This window comes from Ochrobactrum sp. A-1, from assembly GCF_022488005.1.
GTDB lineage: Bacteria > Pseudomonadota > Alphaproteobacteria > Rhizobiales > Rhizobiaceae > Brucella.
In genome coordinates this window covers 1,146,408-1,163,719 of record NZ_JAKVQC010000007.1, presented here as the reverse complement: position 1 = coordinate 1,163,719, position 17,312 = coordinate 1,146,408, and the positions used below count along the sequence as shown (strand labels likewise).

The following is a 17,312-nucleotide window of genomic DNA, read 5'->3' as shown; positions in this document are numbered from 1 at the left end:
TCGGAATCATGCTCTAGCCAGCACCTTGCGAACGATGTCGGCTACGGCTGCACTCTGGTCAAGCGGCATGATTGCATTGGAGATTTGGCCGCTGTGCACCGCATCGCGGACCGCTTCGGCCTGAAACTGCAGCCCGTTGCCGGAAAAGGCATAAGTTTCGATTGTGCGGCCCGGCAGGGGCAGGCGGTTCATCACCTTGCCGAAAAGGCCGTTACCGCCGTTCGGCCCGAGCGACGACCGTGCGGCAAGGGCAGAAAACAGGGTCAGCCTCTGGGCTTTCAGAAACGGCGTGTGGATCAGGATCGTGCCCTTGGTTCCCTCGATCAGCATGCGATTTTCGCCGTCGCGGTCGAAGCCGCAGGAGAGGCTGGCCGTGGCACCCTGCCAGCCAAGCTGGAACTCGGTGCGCATGTCCACACCGCTTTTTGCCCGCTGCCAGCGACCATCGACGTGATCTGGCAGACCTAGAAAATACTGTGCCAGCGATACCGGATACACTCCCAGATCGAATGCTGCGCCGCCGCCAAGGTCCGGGCTGAAGAAGCGGCTTTGCGGGTCGTAGGCACGGATATAGGAAAGATCGGCTTCGATGCGTGTCACAGTGCCGATGCGACCATTATCGATATGCTGTTTGGTAGCGCGGATAGCTGGCAGAAAACGGCTCCACATGGCTTCCATGGCGAAGACGTTTTTTGCTTTTGCCGCAGCTTCGACCTGCCGCGCGCCAGCAGCATCCAGCGAGAGCGGCTTTTCGATCAGGCAGGGCTTGCCGGCTGCGATTGCCTGCATGGCCTGCAGCACATGCATGGCGCTGGGCGTCGCAATATAGACGGCATCGATATCCGCGTCGGAAAGAAATTCACCTGAATCGCCAAACGCCTTGTCGGCGCCGATACGTCGCCGGAATGTTTCGGCGGTTTCTGATGTCCGCGAGCAGACTGCGGTAACGCGCATTCCGGTACTTGCCTGAATATCGGCAGCAAAGGCGGCGGCTATCGTGCCTGTGCCCCAAATGCCCCAGCGGAAATCCGTCTTTACCTGATTGTCGCGATTCACGTGCTTGCCCCACAGCTTCATACAGGTGCTATATAACCCATGTAATGCGGCTAACGAAGTTTGTTTATCCTGTCAGGGGAGGTGGACGTGATGTGTGGAATTGTCGTGGCTGTGGCGCGGGATGGCGAGCATCGTTTTTCAAAGCAGATCGTGCCGGAAATCCGCATCGTCACAGGACTTGGCGTCGAAGGCGATGCCCATCAGGGCGTGACGGTGAAGCATCGTTCACGCGTACGGGCCGACCCGACGCAACCCAATCTGCGGCAGGTGCATCTCATTCATGCCGAGCTTTTCGACGAGCTGGCGGAAAAGGGTTTTGACGTCGCGCCCGCTGATCTTGGCGAGAACGTCACCACGCGCGGCGTCGATCTTCTGGGGCTGCCACAGGGTGCTTTGATCCGAATTGGCGACGAGGTTGTTCTGGAAACAACAGGCCTGCGCAACCCTTGCGCCCAGATAGAGAATTTCCAGACCGGGCTTCTCGATGCCGTGCTGGGTCGCACGCCCGATGGCGAACTTGTCCGCAAGTCCGGCATCATGACCATCGTTCTTGCAGGTGGCACAGTGAAGGCGGATGATGCGATTATTGTTGAATTGCCACCGCTGCCGCATCGCAAACTGGAACGGGTCTGAAAATCGCAAAATACCGGCTTTTGACGTGAGCTAACCGATTTAACGCAGCGCTTGCACGGGCAAAACCGGTGATTTTCGTCAAGGGAGGTCTATCAACTTTGCGTCATATGCCCTAGATCATCCCACAATAGGATACAGATTGACATGCGCTGCTGCCGAAATCCGGCTTGCAGCCTATTCTTATCGGTTCGGCTTGTCGGCGTTCGATGTTCTGCATGTGTCTAGACGACGGCCGGTCGGTTGCATTTGCGAAGGGCACAAAATGGAAAAAGCAGATATCGGAATGGTCGGCCTTGGCGTCATGGGCTCCAACCTGGCGCTGAACATAGCCGAGAAAGGCTACACGGTAGCCGTCTATGACCGTGATGAGCCCGTGCTGAAAGCCTTCGTTGAAAAGGCTGGCCCGCTGCGCGACAAGATCATCCCTTGCCCCACTTTCGAGGATCTGGCCGCCAATATCCGCAAGCCGCGTCCAATTATCTTCCTCATCAAGGCAGGCAGCCCCGTCGATACAGAGACCACCCGCCTCAAGGCCTATCTTGAGAAGGGCGATATCATGATCGATGCCGGTAATTCCGATTACCGCGATACGGTGCGCCGTCTGAAGGCGCTTGGCTCCAACGACCCAACCTTTGTCGGCATGGGCGTTTCCGGCGGTGCGGAAGGCGCACGCCACGGCCCGTCGATGATGGTCGGCGGCACTGAGGAAGCCTATGAGCGCATCGCGCCGATCCTGCTTGCCGCTGCCGCCAAGTACAAGGACGAGCCTTGCTGTGCACTGGTCGGTCCGGATGGTGCGGGTCATTTCGTCAAGACGATCCACAATGGCATCGAATATGCCGACATGCAGATGATCGCCGAAATCTACGGCATCCTGCGCGACGGTCTCGGACTTTCCGCTCCAGCCATCGGCGATGTGTTCGAGAAGTGGAACGAAGGTCCGCTCAACTCCTATCTGATCGAAATCACGGCCAAGGTGCTGAAGGCGACCGACCCGGAAACCGGCAAGGCAATGGTCGATGTAATTCTCGACGAAGCTGGTCAGAAGGGCACGGGCCGCTGGGCAGCCATTGAAGCGCAGATGCTCGGTGTTCCGGCAACGGCAATCGAAGCCGCTGTTGCCGCCCGTTCGCTTTCCTCGCTGAAGGCCACGCGTGAGCTTGCCGCGAAAGCCTATAAACCGGGTTCGCGCAGCCTCGACATTTCCGATCAGGCGAAATTCCTCTCCGATCTGGAGCATGGCCTGCTGGCTGGCAAGATCGCCGCCTATGCCCAAGGCTTCGCGGTGATGGAAGCCGCCTCGCAGGAGCATGGCTGGAACATTCCGCTTGCCGAAACGGCGCGCATCTGGCGCGCAGGCTGCATCATTCGTTCGCAGCTTCTGGACGATATCGCCCATGCCTTCGAAGACAGCGAAAGCCGCAACCTGCTGCTCGCACCTGCGTTTGTCGACCGCATGAGCAAGGCTTCCAAGGGCCTTCGCCAGATCGTCGCCAAGGCGGCGCTCGCTGGCCTGCCTCTGCCTGCACTGGGCTCGGCGCTCAGCTATTTCGACAGCTTCACGCAGCCGCTCGGCACGGCCAATCTCATTCAGGGCCAGCGCGATTTCTTCGGTTCGCACGGCTTCAAGCGTATCGACAAGGATGGTGATTTCCACTGTCCCTGGGGCGAATAAAATTCGCTGTAATTGAAAAAGCCGCCCATCGGGCGGCTTTTTTATTTTAATCCGCCAGCACGAGCAGGTCATGCGAGGCGAAATGCACCGTCACCTTGTCGCCGCGCTGCGGTGGAGGCTGGGTCGGGTCGTTGAACGTGTCAAACGACAGGCGGTTCTTGCCAAGCGCCACACGCGTGCGGATGACGGAGCCGAGGAAGTGCACGTCCTCAATGGTCGCATCCAGTGAGGTATCGTGGCTCTTGCGAGCTTCGAGGCTGACAGCTTCCGGGCGCAAGGCGAGCGTCAGCGGCTTTCCCTTCGGATGATGGTCGAGCTTTTCCTGCACGGTGATGGTGCGGCCGTCGAGATCGATGCTGTTCTTGCCGGGTTCGCTGACCGAGGCTTCCAGCATGTTGAGCGTGCCGACGAAGGATGCCACGAAGCGCGAGGCCGGGCGGTTATAGATGTCGAAGGGCGAGCCGATCTGGTCGGCGCGACCTTCATGCATGACCACGATGCGGTCGGAGATCGACAGCGCTTCCTCCTGATCGTGGGTGACGAAGACCGTCGTAATGCCAAGCTTCTGCTGGATGGCGCGGATTTCTTCGCGCAAGGATATGCGGATTTTCGCATCCAGCGCCGATAGCGGCTCGTCGAGCAGAAGAACCTGCGGCTTGGTTGCAAGCGCGCGGGCCAGTGCCACGCGCTGCTGCTGGCCGCCCGACATCTGATAGGGATAACGGTCCGCCAGATGATCGAGGCGGATAAGGCCGAGCATTTCCTTTACGGTGGCGTCGATTTCCGCCTTCGGCTTTCCGGCAACGCGCAGGCCGAATGACACGTTCTGCGCCACCGTCATATTGGGAAACAGCGCATAGGCCTGAAACACCATGCCGATATTGCGCTGGTTGGGCTTCAGGTCGACCACATCCTTGCCATTGATTTCGATGGCACCGCTGTCGGGCATCTCGAAACCGGCGATCATGCGGAGAACAGTTGTCTTTCCGCAGCCCGATGGACCGAGAAAGGAGACGAACTCGCCCTTTTCCACTGCGAGGTTGAAATCGTGGACGACGGTATTGGCGCCGAAGCTCTTTTTCAGGTTTTTGATATTGAGAAAAGCCATGAATGTTACCCGGCGGTTGTCTTGAATTTATTGAGGCGCGAGACGAGCTGCAGCATGATGATGCTGAGCCACGTTATGCCGAACGAAATGATTGCCAGCGCTGACGGTTCGTAGGCGCGGTTTGCACCAACCAACTGCAGGTAAGGACCAAAGGCCGGACGGTTCAGAAGCGAGGCCAGCGTGAATTCGCCGATGACGATGGCGAATGTTATGAAGGCACCGCTCATCACGCCGGAAATCACGTTCGGGAAGATCACCTTGAACATGATACGGCCCCAGCCCGCGCCGAGGCTTTGTGCGGCTTCCGTCAGCGTATTGACGTCGATGGTGCGCATCGCCGTATCAACAGCGCGGTACATATAGGGCAGCGACAGCGTCATATAGCCGAACATCAAAAGCACGTCCGTTGCCCGCGTCGATGCTGTAAATGGCAGCCACGACGACGAATTATAGATGCGCAGATAACCGAATACGATGACGATGGCCGGAATAACCAGCGGCATCAGCGTGATGAACTCCATCACCGGGCGCAACTGCGGCAGGCGCAGGCGCACCCAATAGGCGGTTGGTACAACCAGCAGCACACCGAAAACGATGGTCAGCAGGCCAAGCAGGATCGAATAGCCGAAGGTTGCCTGAAAATTCGGATCGGAGAACACGACCCGATAGGCATCGAAGGAATATTCGCCGCGCCGCATGCGCAGCGAGAATTCGAATGTGCCGATCAGGGGCACGAGGAAGTAGATGGCGCCAATCAGGAAGGCGATCCAGGCACCGATCTTCTGGAGGTTTATGCCTTTCTTTTTCATCGTTGCCACCTCTCGGCGCGAATGCGCAGCCAGATATAGATGAGGTTGGAAACACCCGTAATGACAATCATGCCAAGTGCCAGTGCGTAGCCGAGGTTCTGGTTATGCAGAACGTCGCCGCGGATCTGGGCATAGAGCAGGATAGGCACGATGTTGAGCGAGGAGCCCGTCAATGCGTAGGCCGTTGCAATCGCCCCGAAGGCATTGGCGAACAGCAGAAGCGTCGTGCCGAGCAGGCTTGGCCACAGGATCGGAAAAGCCACCATGCGCCAATATTGTGCATTGGTTGCGCCGAGGATCGAGGACGCCTCGCGCCATTCCTTCTTCAGGCCGTCGAGCGCGGGCGTCAGGATTAGCACCATCAGCGGTATCTGGAAGAACAGATAGGTCAGCGTCAGGCCGAAGAAGGAGAGCAGGTTGAAACCTGTCGAATAAAGATTGAAACCGAACCACTCCCTGAGAAGGATCGTCACAAAGCCGGTTCGTCCCAGTGTCGCCAGAAAGGCGAAAGCAAGCGGTACACCCGCAAAGTTCGACGCCACACCGGAAAAGGTCAATACCGTCGGACGCAGCCATGATGGCAGGTTGCCGAGAACCACCGCCCAGGCCAGAAAGAAGCCGATGATCGCGCCGCCTATGGCCGATGCGAGGCTGACCTTGATCGATATCCAGTAGGCGCTCATGATTTGCGGCTGGAACAGATCGTGGATGTTCTGAAGCGTGAAGTTTCCGGCCGGGTCCTGAAATGCACCGATGATGAGATACATCGTCGGCCAGATCAGAAACAAAATGGCGAAGATGAAAAATGGTGTCACGCCAAGCCATGACAACGGAAGCTGGCGCTTGCGCACTCCGCTGGGGGATGATGTTTCGGCTATTGAACTCATGCGTTCTTTCTTTAGACCGGTTCCCGCCAGAACGGAACTGACAGACCCGTTCCGACTTTTTGTTTTTATTTTTGCGATCAGCAGGCTGCCATTCGCCCCTGCCGGAGATAACTAGAGCATTTCCTGTTTTGATTGAATCATTGAAAATGCTCTATCCATTTGTTTTTACGCGCATCTTTCGAACTGCGCATCCTGTTTGCCAAAGAGCGTGGCGCTGTTTGGAAAAGAGGACCGGCGACACAGATGAAAGCCGCTTTGGTATCGCGCCGACCGTGTAAGGCCGACGCGATATGTGTTCGATGCGACAGGCGCGCTTACTGTACGTTTGCGCCCACGACACTGTCCCATTCCTTGGTGATCGTGGTCTGTGCGGCCTCGATCTGTTCCAGGGTCGGGAAGATAGCCTTTTCATAGGCTTCTGCCGGTGGCAGTTTGTCGAGCAGTTCCTGCGGGATCTTGCCAGCCTTCGCCATTGCATTGAAGCGGATCGGGTGGCAGTAGCCCTTCAGATAGCCGAGCTGGCCTTCATCCGAATAGATATGTTCCATCCACAGCTTCGCAGCATTTGGATGCGGTGCGTAGGCGCTGATTGCCTGAACATAGACACCAGCGATAACGCCGGACTTCGGAATGATGGTTTCGACTTCCGGATTGCCCTTGAGCGTGTCGCGGTCGGCGAGCGCGTTGTAGTCCCAGCGGATGACGATCGGGGTCGAGCCCTGTGCCAGCGAGGCGGCCTTGCCGATGACCGGAACGAAATTGCCGTTGGCATTCAGTTCCTTGTAGAATTCAAGGCCCTTCTTGCCGGCAGCTTCACCCGGCTCTGCGCCGCGGGCGATACCGGCGGCATGAACGCCGAGGATAGCCTGTGCGGAAACGCGCGGGTCACCTGCAAGCGCAACGGAGTTGGCGTAGTCGCTCTTGAGGAGGTCTTCCCAGTCCTGAGGGGCGTCCTTGACGATGTCCTTGTTCACTTCGAATGCGAGAACACCGTAATAATCGCCGTACCAGTAGCCTTCGGCATCCTTGGCGCTGTCCGGAATTTCGTCCCAGGTTGCGACCTTGTAAGGCTGGATGAGGCCATCTTTCTTGGCCGAAGCGCCGAACGCAAAGCCGACGTCGATGACGTCAGGAGCCTGCGGCCCCTTGTTGTCCTTGTTGGCCTTGATGGCTTCGACTTCATCGCCCGAACCGGCGTCCGGGTTCAGTTCGTTGACCTTGAGGCCATACTTGTCCTTGAAGCTCTGGATGATTTCGCCATAGCCGCACCAGTCATGCGGGAGTGCGATGGTGGTCAGTTCGCCTTCTGCCTTGGCTGCTGCGATCAGTTCGGCTGACGGTTCGGCAGCGGCGATGGAAACCCCGGCAACGGCGATTGCCGTCGAAAGCGACAGCAGACGCGCTGTGTAAGCAAGCATTGTTTGACTCCCCTGTTTAAGGTCCGGCGAACGCCCCCGGTCGATTCCGGTGCTCGCGCATTCCCGATACCCGCCCTAGATGACGGTTGGATGACAGTTTGTGGCTTGTCACAAACTGTCAGCGCTGGAAAGTGAAACACGTTTTCAGGGACTTAGCAATTCATCCGTTTGCGGGAACAGCATTTTTATGACAGGAAATGTGACAGGAAATTCACCACTGTCATAATTCTGCGAGAGGCTTTTCCCTACGCGACAAGGGTTTGTCCCAGCGCGGCATCAATGCCGGATATTGAGGATAAACGAAAATTTTCGAAAGACGAGTGAACCTTCACGGGTTTCGTATGAAGCTGGAGGATGGGGAGCTTAATGCCCCCCATCGCCACCGGCGACCTGCTTCGGTTTGCGCAGCATGATGGCGCAGACGGCAAGCGAGCAAAACATCATCGTGAGAATGAAGAACACGTCGATGAAGGACAGCAGGGTCGCCTGCTGGCGCACCATGCCGGAAAGTTTCGAAATGGCGATTGTCGCGCCATCCATACCAGCAGCGTTGTACTTCGCCGTCAGATTGGCGACCATCTTGTCAGCTTCGGCATTGCCCCAGCGAACATGCTCGGCCAAACGCTCGTAATGCATGTCGCCACGGCGGGTCAGGATCGTGTTGATAACGGCAAGACCGACAGCGCCGCCCAGATTACGGGTCAGGTTGAATAGGCCGGATGCGTTTTTCAACAGAGAAGGCGGAAGCGTGCCGAGCGCGAGATTGTTGATCGGCACCATGCAGAGCATCAGCGAACAGCCACGCAGGATTTGCGGCAGCAGCAGTTCGTAGAAATCCCAGTCTGCGGTAAGGCCAGTCACCATCCAGGTGCCTGCCGCAAAGCCGAGGAAGCCGATCATCATCATGAGGCGCGGGTCCATCCTGTTGGACAGGAAACCGGCAACCGGCGCGGTGAAGAACATGGCAAGACCGCTGACAAAGAGCGCTTCGCCGATCATGAGGGCGTCATAACCGCGAACGCTGCTCAGATAGAGCGGATAGAGATAGGTAAGGCCGTAGAGGCCGACGCCCATCACGAAGGAGAACAGCGAGCCGAACGCGAAATTGACATTCTTGAAAGCGCGCAAGTCCACGATGGGCTGCTCCGCCGTAAACGCTCGGTAGAAAAAGACGATGCCGCCGACGGTCATGACGATGGAAAGGAAGAAGATCGCGTCATCCTGCAGCCAGTCGTTGCGCGGACCTTCTTCCAGAACATATTCCATCGAGCCGAGAAATGCGGCCATGCCGATGAGACCCCACCAGTCGAACTTGCTGAGAAGCGAACTGTCGCCCTCGTCGAAGTCGATCAGGTTCCATGCGGCGATGGTGACGAGAATGCCGGGGCCGACATTGACCAGAAACAGCCAGTGCCAGGAGAAGGCGTGACTGAGATAGCCACCGACCGTCGGGCCGATTGTGGGCGCGAGCGTTGCGACCAGACCGATCATCGGCGAGACGATCGAGCGCTTGGATGGCGGGAAAATAGTGAAGGCAGCCGCGAACACACTGGGGATCATGCCACCGCCGATAAAACCCTGAATGGCGCGGTAGACGATCATCTGCTCGATGTTCGTCGCCGTTGCACAGAGCATGCTGGCGAGGGTGAAACCCGCAGCTGAAATCGTGAAGAGCACGCGCGTCGACAACAGTCGCCCAAGGAAGCCCGAGAGCGGAATCATGATGACTTCCGCGATCAGGTAGGACGTCTGAACCCATGAGATCTCGTCAGAACTGGCGCTTAGACCCGCCTGGATTTCGGCCAGCGATGCCGAGACGATCTGGATGTCCAGGATCGCCATGAACATGCCGAACACCATGGCCAGAAAGGCAACGGCCTTCTTCGGGTCAATGCGGTCATCTGCCGGGGTCATGGACCCCATTGTCGTATCTGCGGCCATGACGGCGCACTCCGGAATGGAAGAGAAAGGCGGCGCGAAACCCGTTTCGCCGCGCCGCCATCTGTTATTTCAAATCAACCCGCAGGTTCGGTCAGTTGGCCTTCTCGTCAGGCGCAGTGCGCGTATCGATATCGACCACGACACTTAGGCCCGCGCGGATCTTGCCGGATTCCAGCGCTTCCTTCGGGATCATGATGCGAACAGGAACGCGCTGCACGATCTTGGTGAAGTTGCCAGTCGCATTTTCCGGCGGCAACAGCGAGAACACTGCGCCCGAGGCCGGAGCGATGGACGCGACCTTGCCGTCGAACTTGGTGCCGTCGATTGCATCGACATAGATATGCGCGGTTTCGCCGGTCTTGATCTTTGCGAGCTGCGTTTCCTTGAAGTTCGCATCGATATAAAGCTCATTGACCGGAACAAGTGCGGCGATCTTCTGGCCGGGCGAAACAAGATCACCTTTCTTGCCTGCGAGATTGCCGATCACACCGTCAAACGGCGCGCGCAGCGTCGTGAAGGACAGATCGCGTGCGGCTTTGTCACGGGCAAGTTCCAGCGATTTCATCGTGCTTTCGGCTTCGCTATACTGGGCGTTGAGCACTTCGATATTGGCCTTGGCGGAAGCGATCTGCGCATCGCCACCGGCGACCTTGGCGCGGGCCTGGTCCAGCGAGGACTGGGCGGTGTCGAGTTCGGCCTGCGCGACAAACCGTGTTTCATGCAGCTTCTGTACGCGTGCAATCGTGTTCTGTGCATTGGTCAGAACTGCGGTTGCGGCCTGCTTGTCGGCATTTGCCTGCTGGAGCACGGCCTGTGCCGCATCGGTTTCCGCCTTGATGCGAATGAGGGTCTGCTTCTGGGTCGCCAGTTTGGCTTCTGCTTCATCGAGTGCGATCTTGTAGTCGCCCGCATCGAGCTGGAAGATCACGTCGCCAGCCTTGACCTGCTGGTTGGCAACCACCGGGATATTCTCGATGTAACCGGTAACCTTCGGTGCGATGGACGCGATGTCGCCCTGAACATAAGCGTCGTCGGTCGAAACCATGAAACGTCCGACCGTCCACCAGTCATAGGCGAACCAGAGGCCACCGGCGACCGCGACCGCCAGAATGCCGGGAAACAGGACACGCTTGCCGAAGCCCTTCTTCTTGCCGCCCTTGGCGGTTACGCCAGTTTCCGCGGGCGCGGCTTCCTGTGGGTTCGGTACGGTATGGGGCTGCGATCTCTCGTTCAAAGGCGCCTCATTCGTCGCCGGCTGGGTTGCCGAGGCGAAGTTCTTGGCGTTCGGGAACGGATGAATATCGGCCTTATCAACGGACTTCGGGGCGGACATAGGGGAAACTTTCTGCACATCCTTCGGATTGAACCGCTCGGTTCGATGTTGACATAAATCAATAAGATGCGCATATCAAGAGGATATCGAACCGCTTGGTTCGAAAAAAGTTAAGAGTCTTGTGAAATGAAACCCGATCGCAACGCCCAAGGAACAACCGATACGATGATGCATGACCGCAACCGGCATGATGAGAAAAGCGTCAGCCGACCCGGTGAGGGCAAATCGTCCGGTTCCGAAACGGAATGCGGTCGCACACGGCTCGGCGCCGGTCAGGATCCTGCGAAACGCCGCCAAATCCTTGAAGGCGCTCAGGATGTGTTCCTGCGTATGGGGTTCGATGCAGCCAGCATGAACGACATCACGCGCGAGGCTGGTGTCTCAAAGGGCACGATCTACGTCTACTTCAACAGCAAGGAAGACCTGTTTGTAGCTCTTTGCGAACATTATCGCGATACAATGTTTCGTGAACTCATCGAAAAACTCGACAAGGGTTTCAATTCACGTCAGGAGCTGACCGATTTCGGCATTGCATTGGTGACGCTGATAACCTCATCGACGGCAGTGCGGGCACAGCGCATCGTTCTGGGCGTCAGCGAGCGCAAGCCGGAGCTTGCAGCCCGTTTCTACGAGCGCGGGCCGAAGCGCAGCCTCGTTCTTATGGCCGATTATCTCAAGGAGATGATCGAGCGGGGGGAGCTGGAGCCTTTCGATCCTGAAAAGATGGCCTATCAGCTTTCTGATCTGTTCTTGTCCGGCTTGTATAGGCCCCGTCTGTTTGGCGCATTGTCCGAGCCCCCATCGGCGGAAACGATTCGCAAGAATGTTGAACTCGCGATAGATTTTTTCTATCGCGCTTATGGTCGAAATCAGCGAAGTGTTCAGAAAGAGAACAGTTGATTTTTGTGAATCGGCTTAGCGAAGTTTATTTCGCTGTTTGACTTATAAATTTCCCAAGAGAGCCTTAATTTTTGCACCGTTCTTGTGTGTAATGGTTTGCAATCCATTAATTGCGGGTTGTCAGAGACCCCATTTTTTATGTCACTTATAAATGATTGAAAAGCTCTAGGGCTACGATTCGCTGATATTCCAAATACAGTAACGAGTACCCCTCGGGCTTGAGTACCAAGGATATTATAGAAATGACACTCGATCTCATTCATTTTCCGAATTTTAAAAAGACCTTCTTTGGAACGGCCTTCCAAAGCGACACACTGGCTCTCCTGACGCGAATTCGCGATGAGATCGGTTGCCGCCATATCATGCACACCTATCGCGGACGTATGGGCGATTGCGCGAAAACGAACTCCTCCGACCTCACGGTTGTGATGACTGTGCCGACTAATTGGGCTGCGCGCTATTCCACGAAGAACTATTTCGTCGTCGATCCAATCTTTCAGGAAGATGCGCCTTATTTTCAAAACGATGCCAGCGGTATTGTTCGCGACCTTCAGGCGGATGCCAGTGAATGTCCGGCTATTGCGGAAATGTTGCAGGACGCCGAGAAGCATGGCCTTGGCAATATTTTCATAGCGGTTTCTGCCCGCAGCCAGAAAGGTGCTGTCGGCTGCTCCCTGTTCAGCTTCGAGATCAGCCCCGATGAGGATCGCGAACAGTTCGTGGCCAAGCTGCGTCCGCGCCTGTTGAGCTTGTCCGGGATCATTCATTCAGCCCTGTGCGGCTGCAAGGATGTCGGGACGGTGGCCAGCCTACTGACGCCGCGTGAAGTCGATTGCCTGCGCTGGGCGGCGAATGGCAAGACAGATGGAGAGATTGCGGAAATCCTGAGCATCGCGCGCTGGACCGTCGTGACCTATCTCCAGAATGCGAAGATCAAGCTCAATTGCTCCAATCGTACTTCAGCGGTGGCGACGGCGCTGTCGCTCGGCATCATCGAAATGCCTGAAGTGAACCATCTGGTTTAATGCCAACTGCAACATGCAAATGACAACGACACCGGATGCTTCGGGCATCTGGTGATCGACTGTTTATTTTTCGGCAAACCGCTTCGCGGTTTGGCGGAAAATGCTTCAGGCCCGTTTTCTCAGCGGCAGGCGCGCGGCGTCAAATGCGTTGGCGAGCCTGGCCGTATTCTTCGCCGGGTCTTCGTCGGCATCCTCGAAGGCGATATGGTTCAGCTCCACACCAGCCGTCTTGTCGGTCAGCGTCAGGCGGAAATAGGCATAGACACCCTGATTGCGGAACTCCATGTCGAGCACGATGGCAGGTAGTGATTGCCAGTCACAATGATATTCGCCGCCATGGCCAAGTTCCAGCGTGCCGGGGAAGAAGTAAAGCTCGGTGGCCGAACTGACGATATCGGCGATATTGGCGAAAAGCTCGCAGCGTATGAAGGCAATGTAATCCGCCGGATCGACCAGGCGAAGATCGGTTGCGACCTCGCGCAGGTTCTGGGCAATGATCGCCTCGCGTTCGTTCGAGAATTGCAGGCTCTTCATAGTTTCACCACCGATCTGGGGGAACAGGCTGTCACTGTTCTGAAATATATAAATATCATGGCCATCTATCAATGTATCGCATGCCGCGTATTGATGACCCGGATAAGCTCGGCCACCGCCTTGTAGAATTCGGGTGCGATCATCTGGTCGACATTGACCTGTTTATAGAGCGCGCGGGCTAGCGGAACGTCCTCGAATATCGGGATGGAGTGCTGTGCTGCTATTTCTCTGATCTTCAATGCGATGAGATCCTGTCCCTTTGCAACGACAATCGGGGCCGCGTCCTGATCGGGCTTGTAACGCAGTGCTACGGAAAAATGAGTCGGATTTGCGACGATCAGCGTTGCCGTCGGAACAGTGTTGATCATGCGGCGGCGGGCGCGGTCGCGGCCAAGCGAACGCAGGCGCGATTTGACCAGCGGGTCACCTTCCGACTGCTTCAGCTCGTCCTTTACCTCCTGTCGCGTCATGCGCAGTTCCTGCCGCCAGTGAATGCGTGACCACGCAAGATCGAATGCCGCAATTGCGGTAATGGCCAGCACATTGGCGACGAGCAGACGCACCATGTTCTCGCGCAGAAATTCCGGCAAGGCTCTCGGGTCGGAAGCGACGGCATCGGTAAACAGGCTGTTGCCGTTGAAGAAAACGATAAAGACGATGACACTCGCGGCCAGAAACTTTGCCAGAGATTTGAGAAACTCGACCTGACCGGCGCGCCCGAAAATCCGCTGCCAGCCCTTGAGCGGGGATATGCGCGATGCCTGCGGGCGGATGCGTTCGCCAACGAAGCGCGGCGCATTCTGGAATGCGGAGGCCGCAATACCGGCAAGCGGGATGATGATGAAAACCGGCACCAGCGCTGCGCCGACAGCCAGCGCCAGCACACCGAACAGACGGCTTGCATCTTCCGCGCTGTTGAGGAGCCAGTCTTCGGGACGGTCGATCAGCTCGCGCAGGAAGACAGCCAGCTTCGTGGTGGCAGGTCCCGCGACAAAGACTGCGATAATCAGAAAGGAAGCGATACCGGCGAGGATCGGCGTTTCGCGGGAGAAGGGCATGTTGCCCTTTTCCAAGGCGTCGCGGATCTTCTGCTCGGTGGCTTCTTCTGTTTTGCTTTCCTTGTCAGCATCATCTGCCATGGGTCACACGAAATCAGGACGAAGCTTCGCTTGCGTCGAGGGTGATGATACCGCGCTCGGAAAGATCGATGGCGATACGGGCTATCGTGCGGCGCGCATCGGCAATGTTCTGCGCGGTTATGTTGCCCTGCTCGGCGCCAAGCTCGGTTTCCACCATGCGGCGGCCACGGGTCGAGAGCGACGAGAGAACAAGTTCCTGAAGTCTTGCATCGGCTCCGCGCAACGCGGTGGCGATCTGTTCCGTCTGCACTTCATCGAAGAGCAGCAGGCGCGCGCGTTGCGACAGGCGCTCGATGTCTTCAAAGGTGAAGAGCTTGGCCTTGATGCGGTTGAGATCGTCGCGGTTGAGATCTTCAAGGCTCGCCATGAGTTCTTCCATCTCGCTTCTGTCGAGCTGGTTGAAGATGTTGGCGATCTGGCCGTGATGAGCCTTGACCGGTCCGGAATCGCTGCGGCCAAGAAGATCGCGCCGCAGCACGTCTTCGAGAAGTTCCGCAGCCGCTGGCGCCACATTGCCGATATGGAGCGAGCGCTGCACGACGGCATTGCGCAGTTGCGGCGGCAGGACGACGAACAGCCGGGCCGCAAGATCGGAAGGCAGCTTCGACACGATATAGGCGATGATCTGCGGATGCTGGTCCGTCAGATAGGCCTGCAGGCTTTCCACCGGCAGGCGTCCAAGCTGCACCCAGACCGATTCCTGAACGAGCTGTGGCTGGACGCGGTCTTCCAGAACTGCATCGACTTCTTCCTGCGGCAGAGCCTCCCGCAACAGGCCTTCAAAGCGTTGGGCGGCTTCTGAAACCGGCGCGCCTTCGGCAAAGGAATCCTCGAACTGCTTGACGAGCTGTTCGAAATCAAGCGGCGAAATCGGTTCCAGCGTGCGGGCATGACCGGCAAGCTTGCGCAGGTCCTCGGCATTGAAATGCTTCAGGAGACGTGCGGCGGCAGGCCGTCCGATTGCAACGAGGATCGCCGCCGCCTTTTGCGGGCCGGTCAGCGTATCGACGAGGCCGGTAGCGGTACCTTCAATATCTTCCGCGAGGGCTTGCTGTTCATGGTCGGCCATGGTCACGTCCGTTACTTGCCGATGATTTCGGTGAGGCTGACACCGAAACGCGAGGAATCATCTTCAAGGACGATCACTTCGCCACGGGCGATGACGCGGCCATTGACCACGATATCGACCGGATCACCGATCTGCTTGTCGAGCGTGATGACCGCACCGCGACCGAGCTTCATCAGATTGGCAACCGGCATGGTCGTGCCGCCAAGAACAACTTGAACATCCACGGGAATGCCCATGATGAGTTCGAGATTTGGCTTGGATGGGCCCTTCTGTGTGCTGCGCGGCTTTTCTTCGCGCAGTTCCTCAATGGCTTCGTCCAGTTCCTGCTGCATGTTCTTGTCCTTGTTGTCAGCGCTCATGCCTGCCCCGCAAGTTCGACGGTAGCTTTACGAACCGCGCGACGCACGAAAACGGGTAGCGCGTTCTTTTCCTTCGGGAGCGATTGTTCGGTGGCGGTCGCGATTTTTTCTTGTGCTCGTGGCGTGCTGTCGGCGACGTTGCGCGCATGGCGGATATCGCGGGTCAGCGCCTTGCGCAGCCTGTTCAGTTCTTCGATAGCCTCGTCCATTTCTCGGCGCACGCGCTGCGTTTCGGCAAGACGGGCTTCAAGCTTGTTGTTTTCGTCCGCCAAAGCAGTGCCAAGATCGGTGCGTTCGCTCTGGATCGCGTTGACGGCGCGCTCCAAACCGTTGGAGGCAGCTGCAATGCGCAGCGCCAGCACCTTGCCAAGCTTGATCGTCTCGTTGGCCTTGCGGCCAACCACGATGAGCGCGGCAAGCGAGGCAAGAGCCATCAATGTGGAAAGCACGTTAGCCAGCAACAAGCTCATCGATGAAATCCTCTTCCTGATTGACCGGGTCGCCGACCTTGACTGTGAAATGAATGCCCGATTTTCCGAGCGTGCACTTGAAAAGCTGCTGATCGCCGGCGCGCAGGCGTACCTGTTCCATGGCGTCGGTGGGCAGTTTGAGAACCTGACCGATTTCCAGCATCGACAATGCGTCCAGCGTCATCGATCCCTGTTGGATGAAAGCTTCGAGTTCGATGCGCGCACGGCTGACTTCCTGCCGCATCTTCTTCGCCCAGCTCGGATCGGTCTGGTTCATCGGGCGGCGCAAAAAGGCTGCCACGGCATCCTGCATCGGCTTGTGCGTGCTGCGGGGCAGAAGCAGGTGCACCTGGCCGGTTTTACCCGCGGCAGTAACATCGATGCGGCAGGCGAAAAGGCGCGAGCGCTCGAAATTCTCACGGTCGAATTCGGCTGTGTCGGTGCATTCACCGGCGGCAAAAAGCGCCTGTCCGCTCGCCTGTCCGCTTCCGGCAAAAACCTGATCAAGCGAACCGGCGAGATGACCGGCAAGAAGAGCGGAAATCTTTTGTTCCAGCATGCCGAAAGGCCGGTCCTCATCGACAGAGCCGACATTGCCCATATTACCTTGGGCGCCATACATGGCTTCGATCACTGAGAAAACGAGCGTCGCATCGGCGGTGAGATAAAGTGTGCTGCCCCAACGCTCGGCCTTCAGAGGTGCGATGATCGCCGCCTTGTCGAGAATATCGGCAAAGGCAGCATCGTCGGTGCTTTCCACCTGACCTGCCTCGACGTCGAATGCGGCAGCGCAGCCATGTTTCAGCCGGTCACAGAAATGCGTTGAGGCATCCTTGAATACATGGGCAAGCGATTTCAGGTCGTCGCCCGAAAGGCCCGCTGCCCGCAGCAGGTTCTCGGCCAGAACATCATTTTTGCGGTTTTGCCCCAATGTGGCAGTTTCAGGGGTTGTCATC

The 17,312-nt window shown here is 57.5% G+C and carries 17 protein-coding genes; 4 read left to right on the top strand and 13 right to left on the bottom strand.

Features of this window, described 5'->3' with window-relative positions; translation table 11 throughout:
* Positions 1-6: 6 nt before the first annotated feature.
* Positions 7-1,056: a Gfo/Idh/MocA family protein gene (locus tag MKS82_RS23660; protein WP_109988888.1), complete on the bottom strand. Its 1,050-nt coding sequence runs from the start codon at positions 1,054-1,056 to the stop codon at positions 7-9.
* 90 nt (positions 1,057-1,146) lie between these two features.
* Between MKS82_RS23660 and MKS82_RS23655 the strand changes: the two genes are divergently transcribed.
* Together MKS82_RS23655 and gndA are read left to right on the top strand one after the other, a co-directional pair.
* Positions 1,147-1,689 (top strand): MOSC domain-containing protein, encoded by a 543-nt coding sequence (locus MKS82_RS23655; protein ID WP_109988846.1) that lies wholly within the window; start codon positions 1,147-1,149, stop codon positions 1,687-1,689.
* A 262-nt stretch (positions 1,690-1,951) separates the two neighbouring features.
* Positions 1,952-3,364, top strand: coding sequence for an NADP-dependent phosphogluconate dehydrogenase (gene gndA / locus MKS82_RS23650; RefSeq protein WP_109988887.1), 1,413 nt, complete (start codon positions 1,952-1,954; stop codon positions 3,362-3,364).
* Between the two features lie 46 nt (positions 3,365-3,410).
* Here the strand turns inward: gndA and MKS82_RS23645 are convergent, their stop codons facing one another.
* The 6 genes from MKS82_RS23645 to MKS82_RS23620 all read right to left on the bottom strand — a co-directional run bounded on the left by MKS82_RS23645 (position 3,411) and on the right by MKS82_RS23620 (position 10,860).
* A complete protein-coding gene (locus tag MKS82_RS23645) occupies positions 3,411-4,472 on the bottom strand; it encodes an ABC transporter ATP-binding protein (protein WP_061347636.1) in 1,062 nt (353 codons plus the stop codon).
* Between the two features lie 5 nt (positions 4,473-4,477).
* Entirely contained in the window at positions 4,478-5,281 is an 804-nt protein-coding gene (locus tag MKS82_RS23640) for an ABC transporter permease (RefSeq protein WP_109988845.1), read from the bottom strand.
* Positions 5,278-6,168 carry an ABC transporter permease gene (locus MKS82_RS23635; protein WP_109988844.1) on the bottom strand — a complete coding sequence of 297 codons (891 nt, stop codon included), beginning with the start codon at positions 6,166-6,168 and terminating at the stop codon, positions 5,278-5,280. The genes MKS82_RS23640 and MKS82_RS23635 overlap by 4 nt, the downstream gene beginning before the upstream one ends.
* Positions 6,169-6,482: 314 nt before the next feature.
* Entirely contained in the window at positions 6,483-7,586 is a 1,104-nt protein-coding gene (locus MKS82_RS23630; RefSeq protein ID WP_061347638.1) for an ABC transporter substrate-binding protein, read from the bottom strand.
* A gap of 363 nt (positions 7,587-7,949) precedes the next feature.
* On the bottom strand, positions 7,950-9,527 hold the full coding sequence (locus tag MKS82_RS23625) for a DHA2 family efflux MFS transporter permease subunit (RefSeq protein WP_240579364.1): 1,578 nt from the start codon (positions 9,525-9,527) through the stop codon (positions 7,950-7,952).
* A 91-nt stretch (positions 9,528-9,618) separates the two neighbouring features.
* A complete protein-coding gene (locus MKS82_RS23620; RefSeq protein ID WP_109988842.1) occupies positions 9,619-10,860 on the bottom strand; it encodes an HlyD family secretion protein in 1,242 nt (413 codons plus the stop codon).
* A 126-nt stretch (positions 10,861-10,986) separates the two neighbouring features.
* Between MKS82_RS23620 and MKS82_RS23615 the strand changes: the two genes are divergently transcribed.
* The gene (locus MKS82_RS23615) at positions 10,987-11,760 is read left to right on the top strand and encodes a TetR/AcrR family transcriptional regulator (protein WP_109988841.1); all 774 of its coding nucleotides are present in this window, start codon (positions 10,987-10,989) and stop codon (positions 11,758-11,760) included.
* A 242-nt stretch (positions 11,761-12,002) separates the two neighbouring features.
* The gene (locus tag MKS82_RS23610) at positions 12,003-12,785 is read left to right on the top strand and encodes a helix-turn-helix transcriptional regulator (protein WP_109988840.1); all 783 of its coding nucleotides are present in this window, start codon (positions 12,003-12,005) and stop codon (positions 12,783-12,785) included.
* A gap of 105 nt (positions 12,786-12,890) precedes the next feature.
* On the opposite strand, the gene MKS82_RS23605 is transcribed toward MKS82_RS23610, so the two are convergent.
* From MKS82_RS23605 to MKS82_RS23580, 6 genes are all read right to left on the bottom strand, one after another.
* Positions 12,891-13,319: a hypothetical protein gene (locus MKS82_RS23605; RefSeq protein WP_109988886.1), complete on the bottom strand. Its 429-nt coding sequence runs from the start codon at positions 13,317-13,319 to the stop codon at positions 12,891-12,893.
* A gap of 68 nt (positions 13,320-13,387) precedes the next feature.
* The gene (gene flhB, locus MKS82_RS23600; RefSeq protein ID WP_109988839.1) at positions 13,388-14,458 is read right to left on the bottom strand and encodes a flagellar biosynthesis protein FlhB; all 1,071 of its coding nucleotides are present in this window, start codon (positions 14,456-14,458) and stop codon (positions 13,388-13,390) included.
* Between the two features lie 13 nt (positions 14,459-14,471).
* Positions 14,472-15,527 carry a flagellar motor switch protein FliG gene (locus MKS82_RS23595; RefSeq protein ID WP_109988838.1) on the bottom strand — a complete coding sequence of 352 codons (1,056 nt, stop codon included), beginning with the start codon at positions 15,525-15,527 and terminating at the stop codon, positions 14,472-14,474.
* An 11-nt stretch (positions 15,528-15,538) separates the two neighbouring features.
* Positions 15,539-15,886 (bottom strand): flagellar motor switch protein FliN, encoded by a 348-nt coding sequence (fliN, locus tag MKS82_RS23590; protein WP_061347645.1) that lies wholly within the window; start codon positions 15,884-15,886, stop codon positions 15,539-15,541.
* On the bottom strand, positions 15,883-16,356 hold the full coding sequence (locus MKS82_RS23585; protein ID WP_109988837.1) for a BAB2_0123 family type IV secretion system effector: 474 nt from the start codon (positions 16,354-16,356) through the stop codon (positions 15,883-15,885). The genes fliN and MKS82_RS23585 overlap by 4 nt, the downstream gene beginning before the upstream one ends.
* The gene (locus tag MKS82_RS23580) at positions 16,337-17,311 is read right to left on the bottom strand and encodes a FliM/FliN family flagellar motor switch protein (protein ID WP_109988836.1); all 975 of its coding nucleotides are present in this window, start codon (positions 17,309-17,311) and stop codon (positions 16,337-16,339) included. Before MKS82_RS23580 ends, MKS82_RS23585 begins: the two co-directional genes overlap by 20 nt.
* Position 17,312 lies beyond the last annotated feature (1 nt).

Bases quoted from the DNA above. Each gene is read 5' to 3' on its own strand.
- MKS82_RS23655 (WP_109988846.1), top strand. From the start codon at position 1,147: ATGTGTGGAATTGTCGTGGCTGTGGCGCGGGATGGCGAGCATCGTTTT.
- gndA (WP_109988887.1), top strand. From the start codon at position 1,952: ATGGAAAAAGCAGATATCGGAATGGTCGGCCTTGGCGTCATGGGCTCC.
- MKS82_RS23645 (WP_061347636.1), bottom strand. From the start codon at position 4,472: ATGGCTTTTCTCAATATCAAAAACCTGAAAAAGAGCTTCGGCGCCAAT.
- MKS82_RS23640 (WP_109988845.1), bottom strand. From the start codon at position 5,281: ATGAAAAAGAAAGGCATAAACCTCCAGAAGATCGGTGCCTGGATCGCC.
- MKS82_RS23635 (WP_109988844.1), bottom strand. From the start codon at position 6,168: ATGAGTTCAATAGCCGAAACATCATCCCCCAGCGGAGTGCGCAAGCGC.
- MKS82_RS23630 (WP_061347638.1), bottom strand. From the start codon at position 7,586: ATGCTTGCTTACACAGCGCGTCTGCTGTCGCTTTCGACGGCAATCGCC.
- MKS82_RS23625 (WP_240579364.1), bottom strand. From the start codon at position 9,527: ATGGCCGCAGATACGACAATGGGGTCCATGACCCCGGCAGATGACCGC.
- MKS82_RS23620 (WP_109988842.1), bottom strand. From the start codon at position 10,860: ATGTCCGCCCCGAAGTCCGTTGATAAGGCCGATATTCATCCGTTCCCG.
- MKS82_RS23615 (WP_109988841.1), top strand. From the start codon at position 10,987: ATGAAACCCGATCGCAACGCCCAAGGAACAACCGATACGATGATGCAT.
- MKS82_RS23610 (WP_109988840.1), top strand. From the start codon at position 12,003: ATGACACTCGATCTCATTCATTTTCCGAATTTTAAAAAGACCTTCTTT.
- MKS82_RS23605 (WP_109988886.1), bottom strand. From the start codon at position 13,319: ATGAAGAGCCTGCAATTCTCGAACGAACGCGAGGCGATCATTGCCCAG.
- flhB (WP_109988839.1), bottom strand. From the start codon at position 14,458: ATGGCAGATGATGCTGACAAGGAAAGCAAAACAGAAGAAGCCACCGAG.
- MKS82_RS23595 (WP_109988838.1), bottom strand. From the start codon at position 15,527: ATGGCCGACCATGAACAGCAAGCCCTCGCGGAAGATATTGAAGGTACC.
- fliN (WP_061347645.1), bottom strand. From the start codon at position 15,886: ATGAGCGCTGACAACAAGGACAAGAACATGCAGCAGGAACTGGACGAA.
- MKS82_RS23585 (WP_109988837.1), bottom strand. From the start codon at position 16,356: ATGAGCTTGTTGCTGGCTAACGTGCTTTCCACATTGATGGCTCTTGCC.
- MKS82_RS23580 (WP_109988836.1), bottom strand. From the start codon at position 17,311: ATGACAACCCCTGAAACTGCCACATTGGGGCAAAACCGCAAAAATGAT.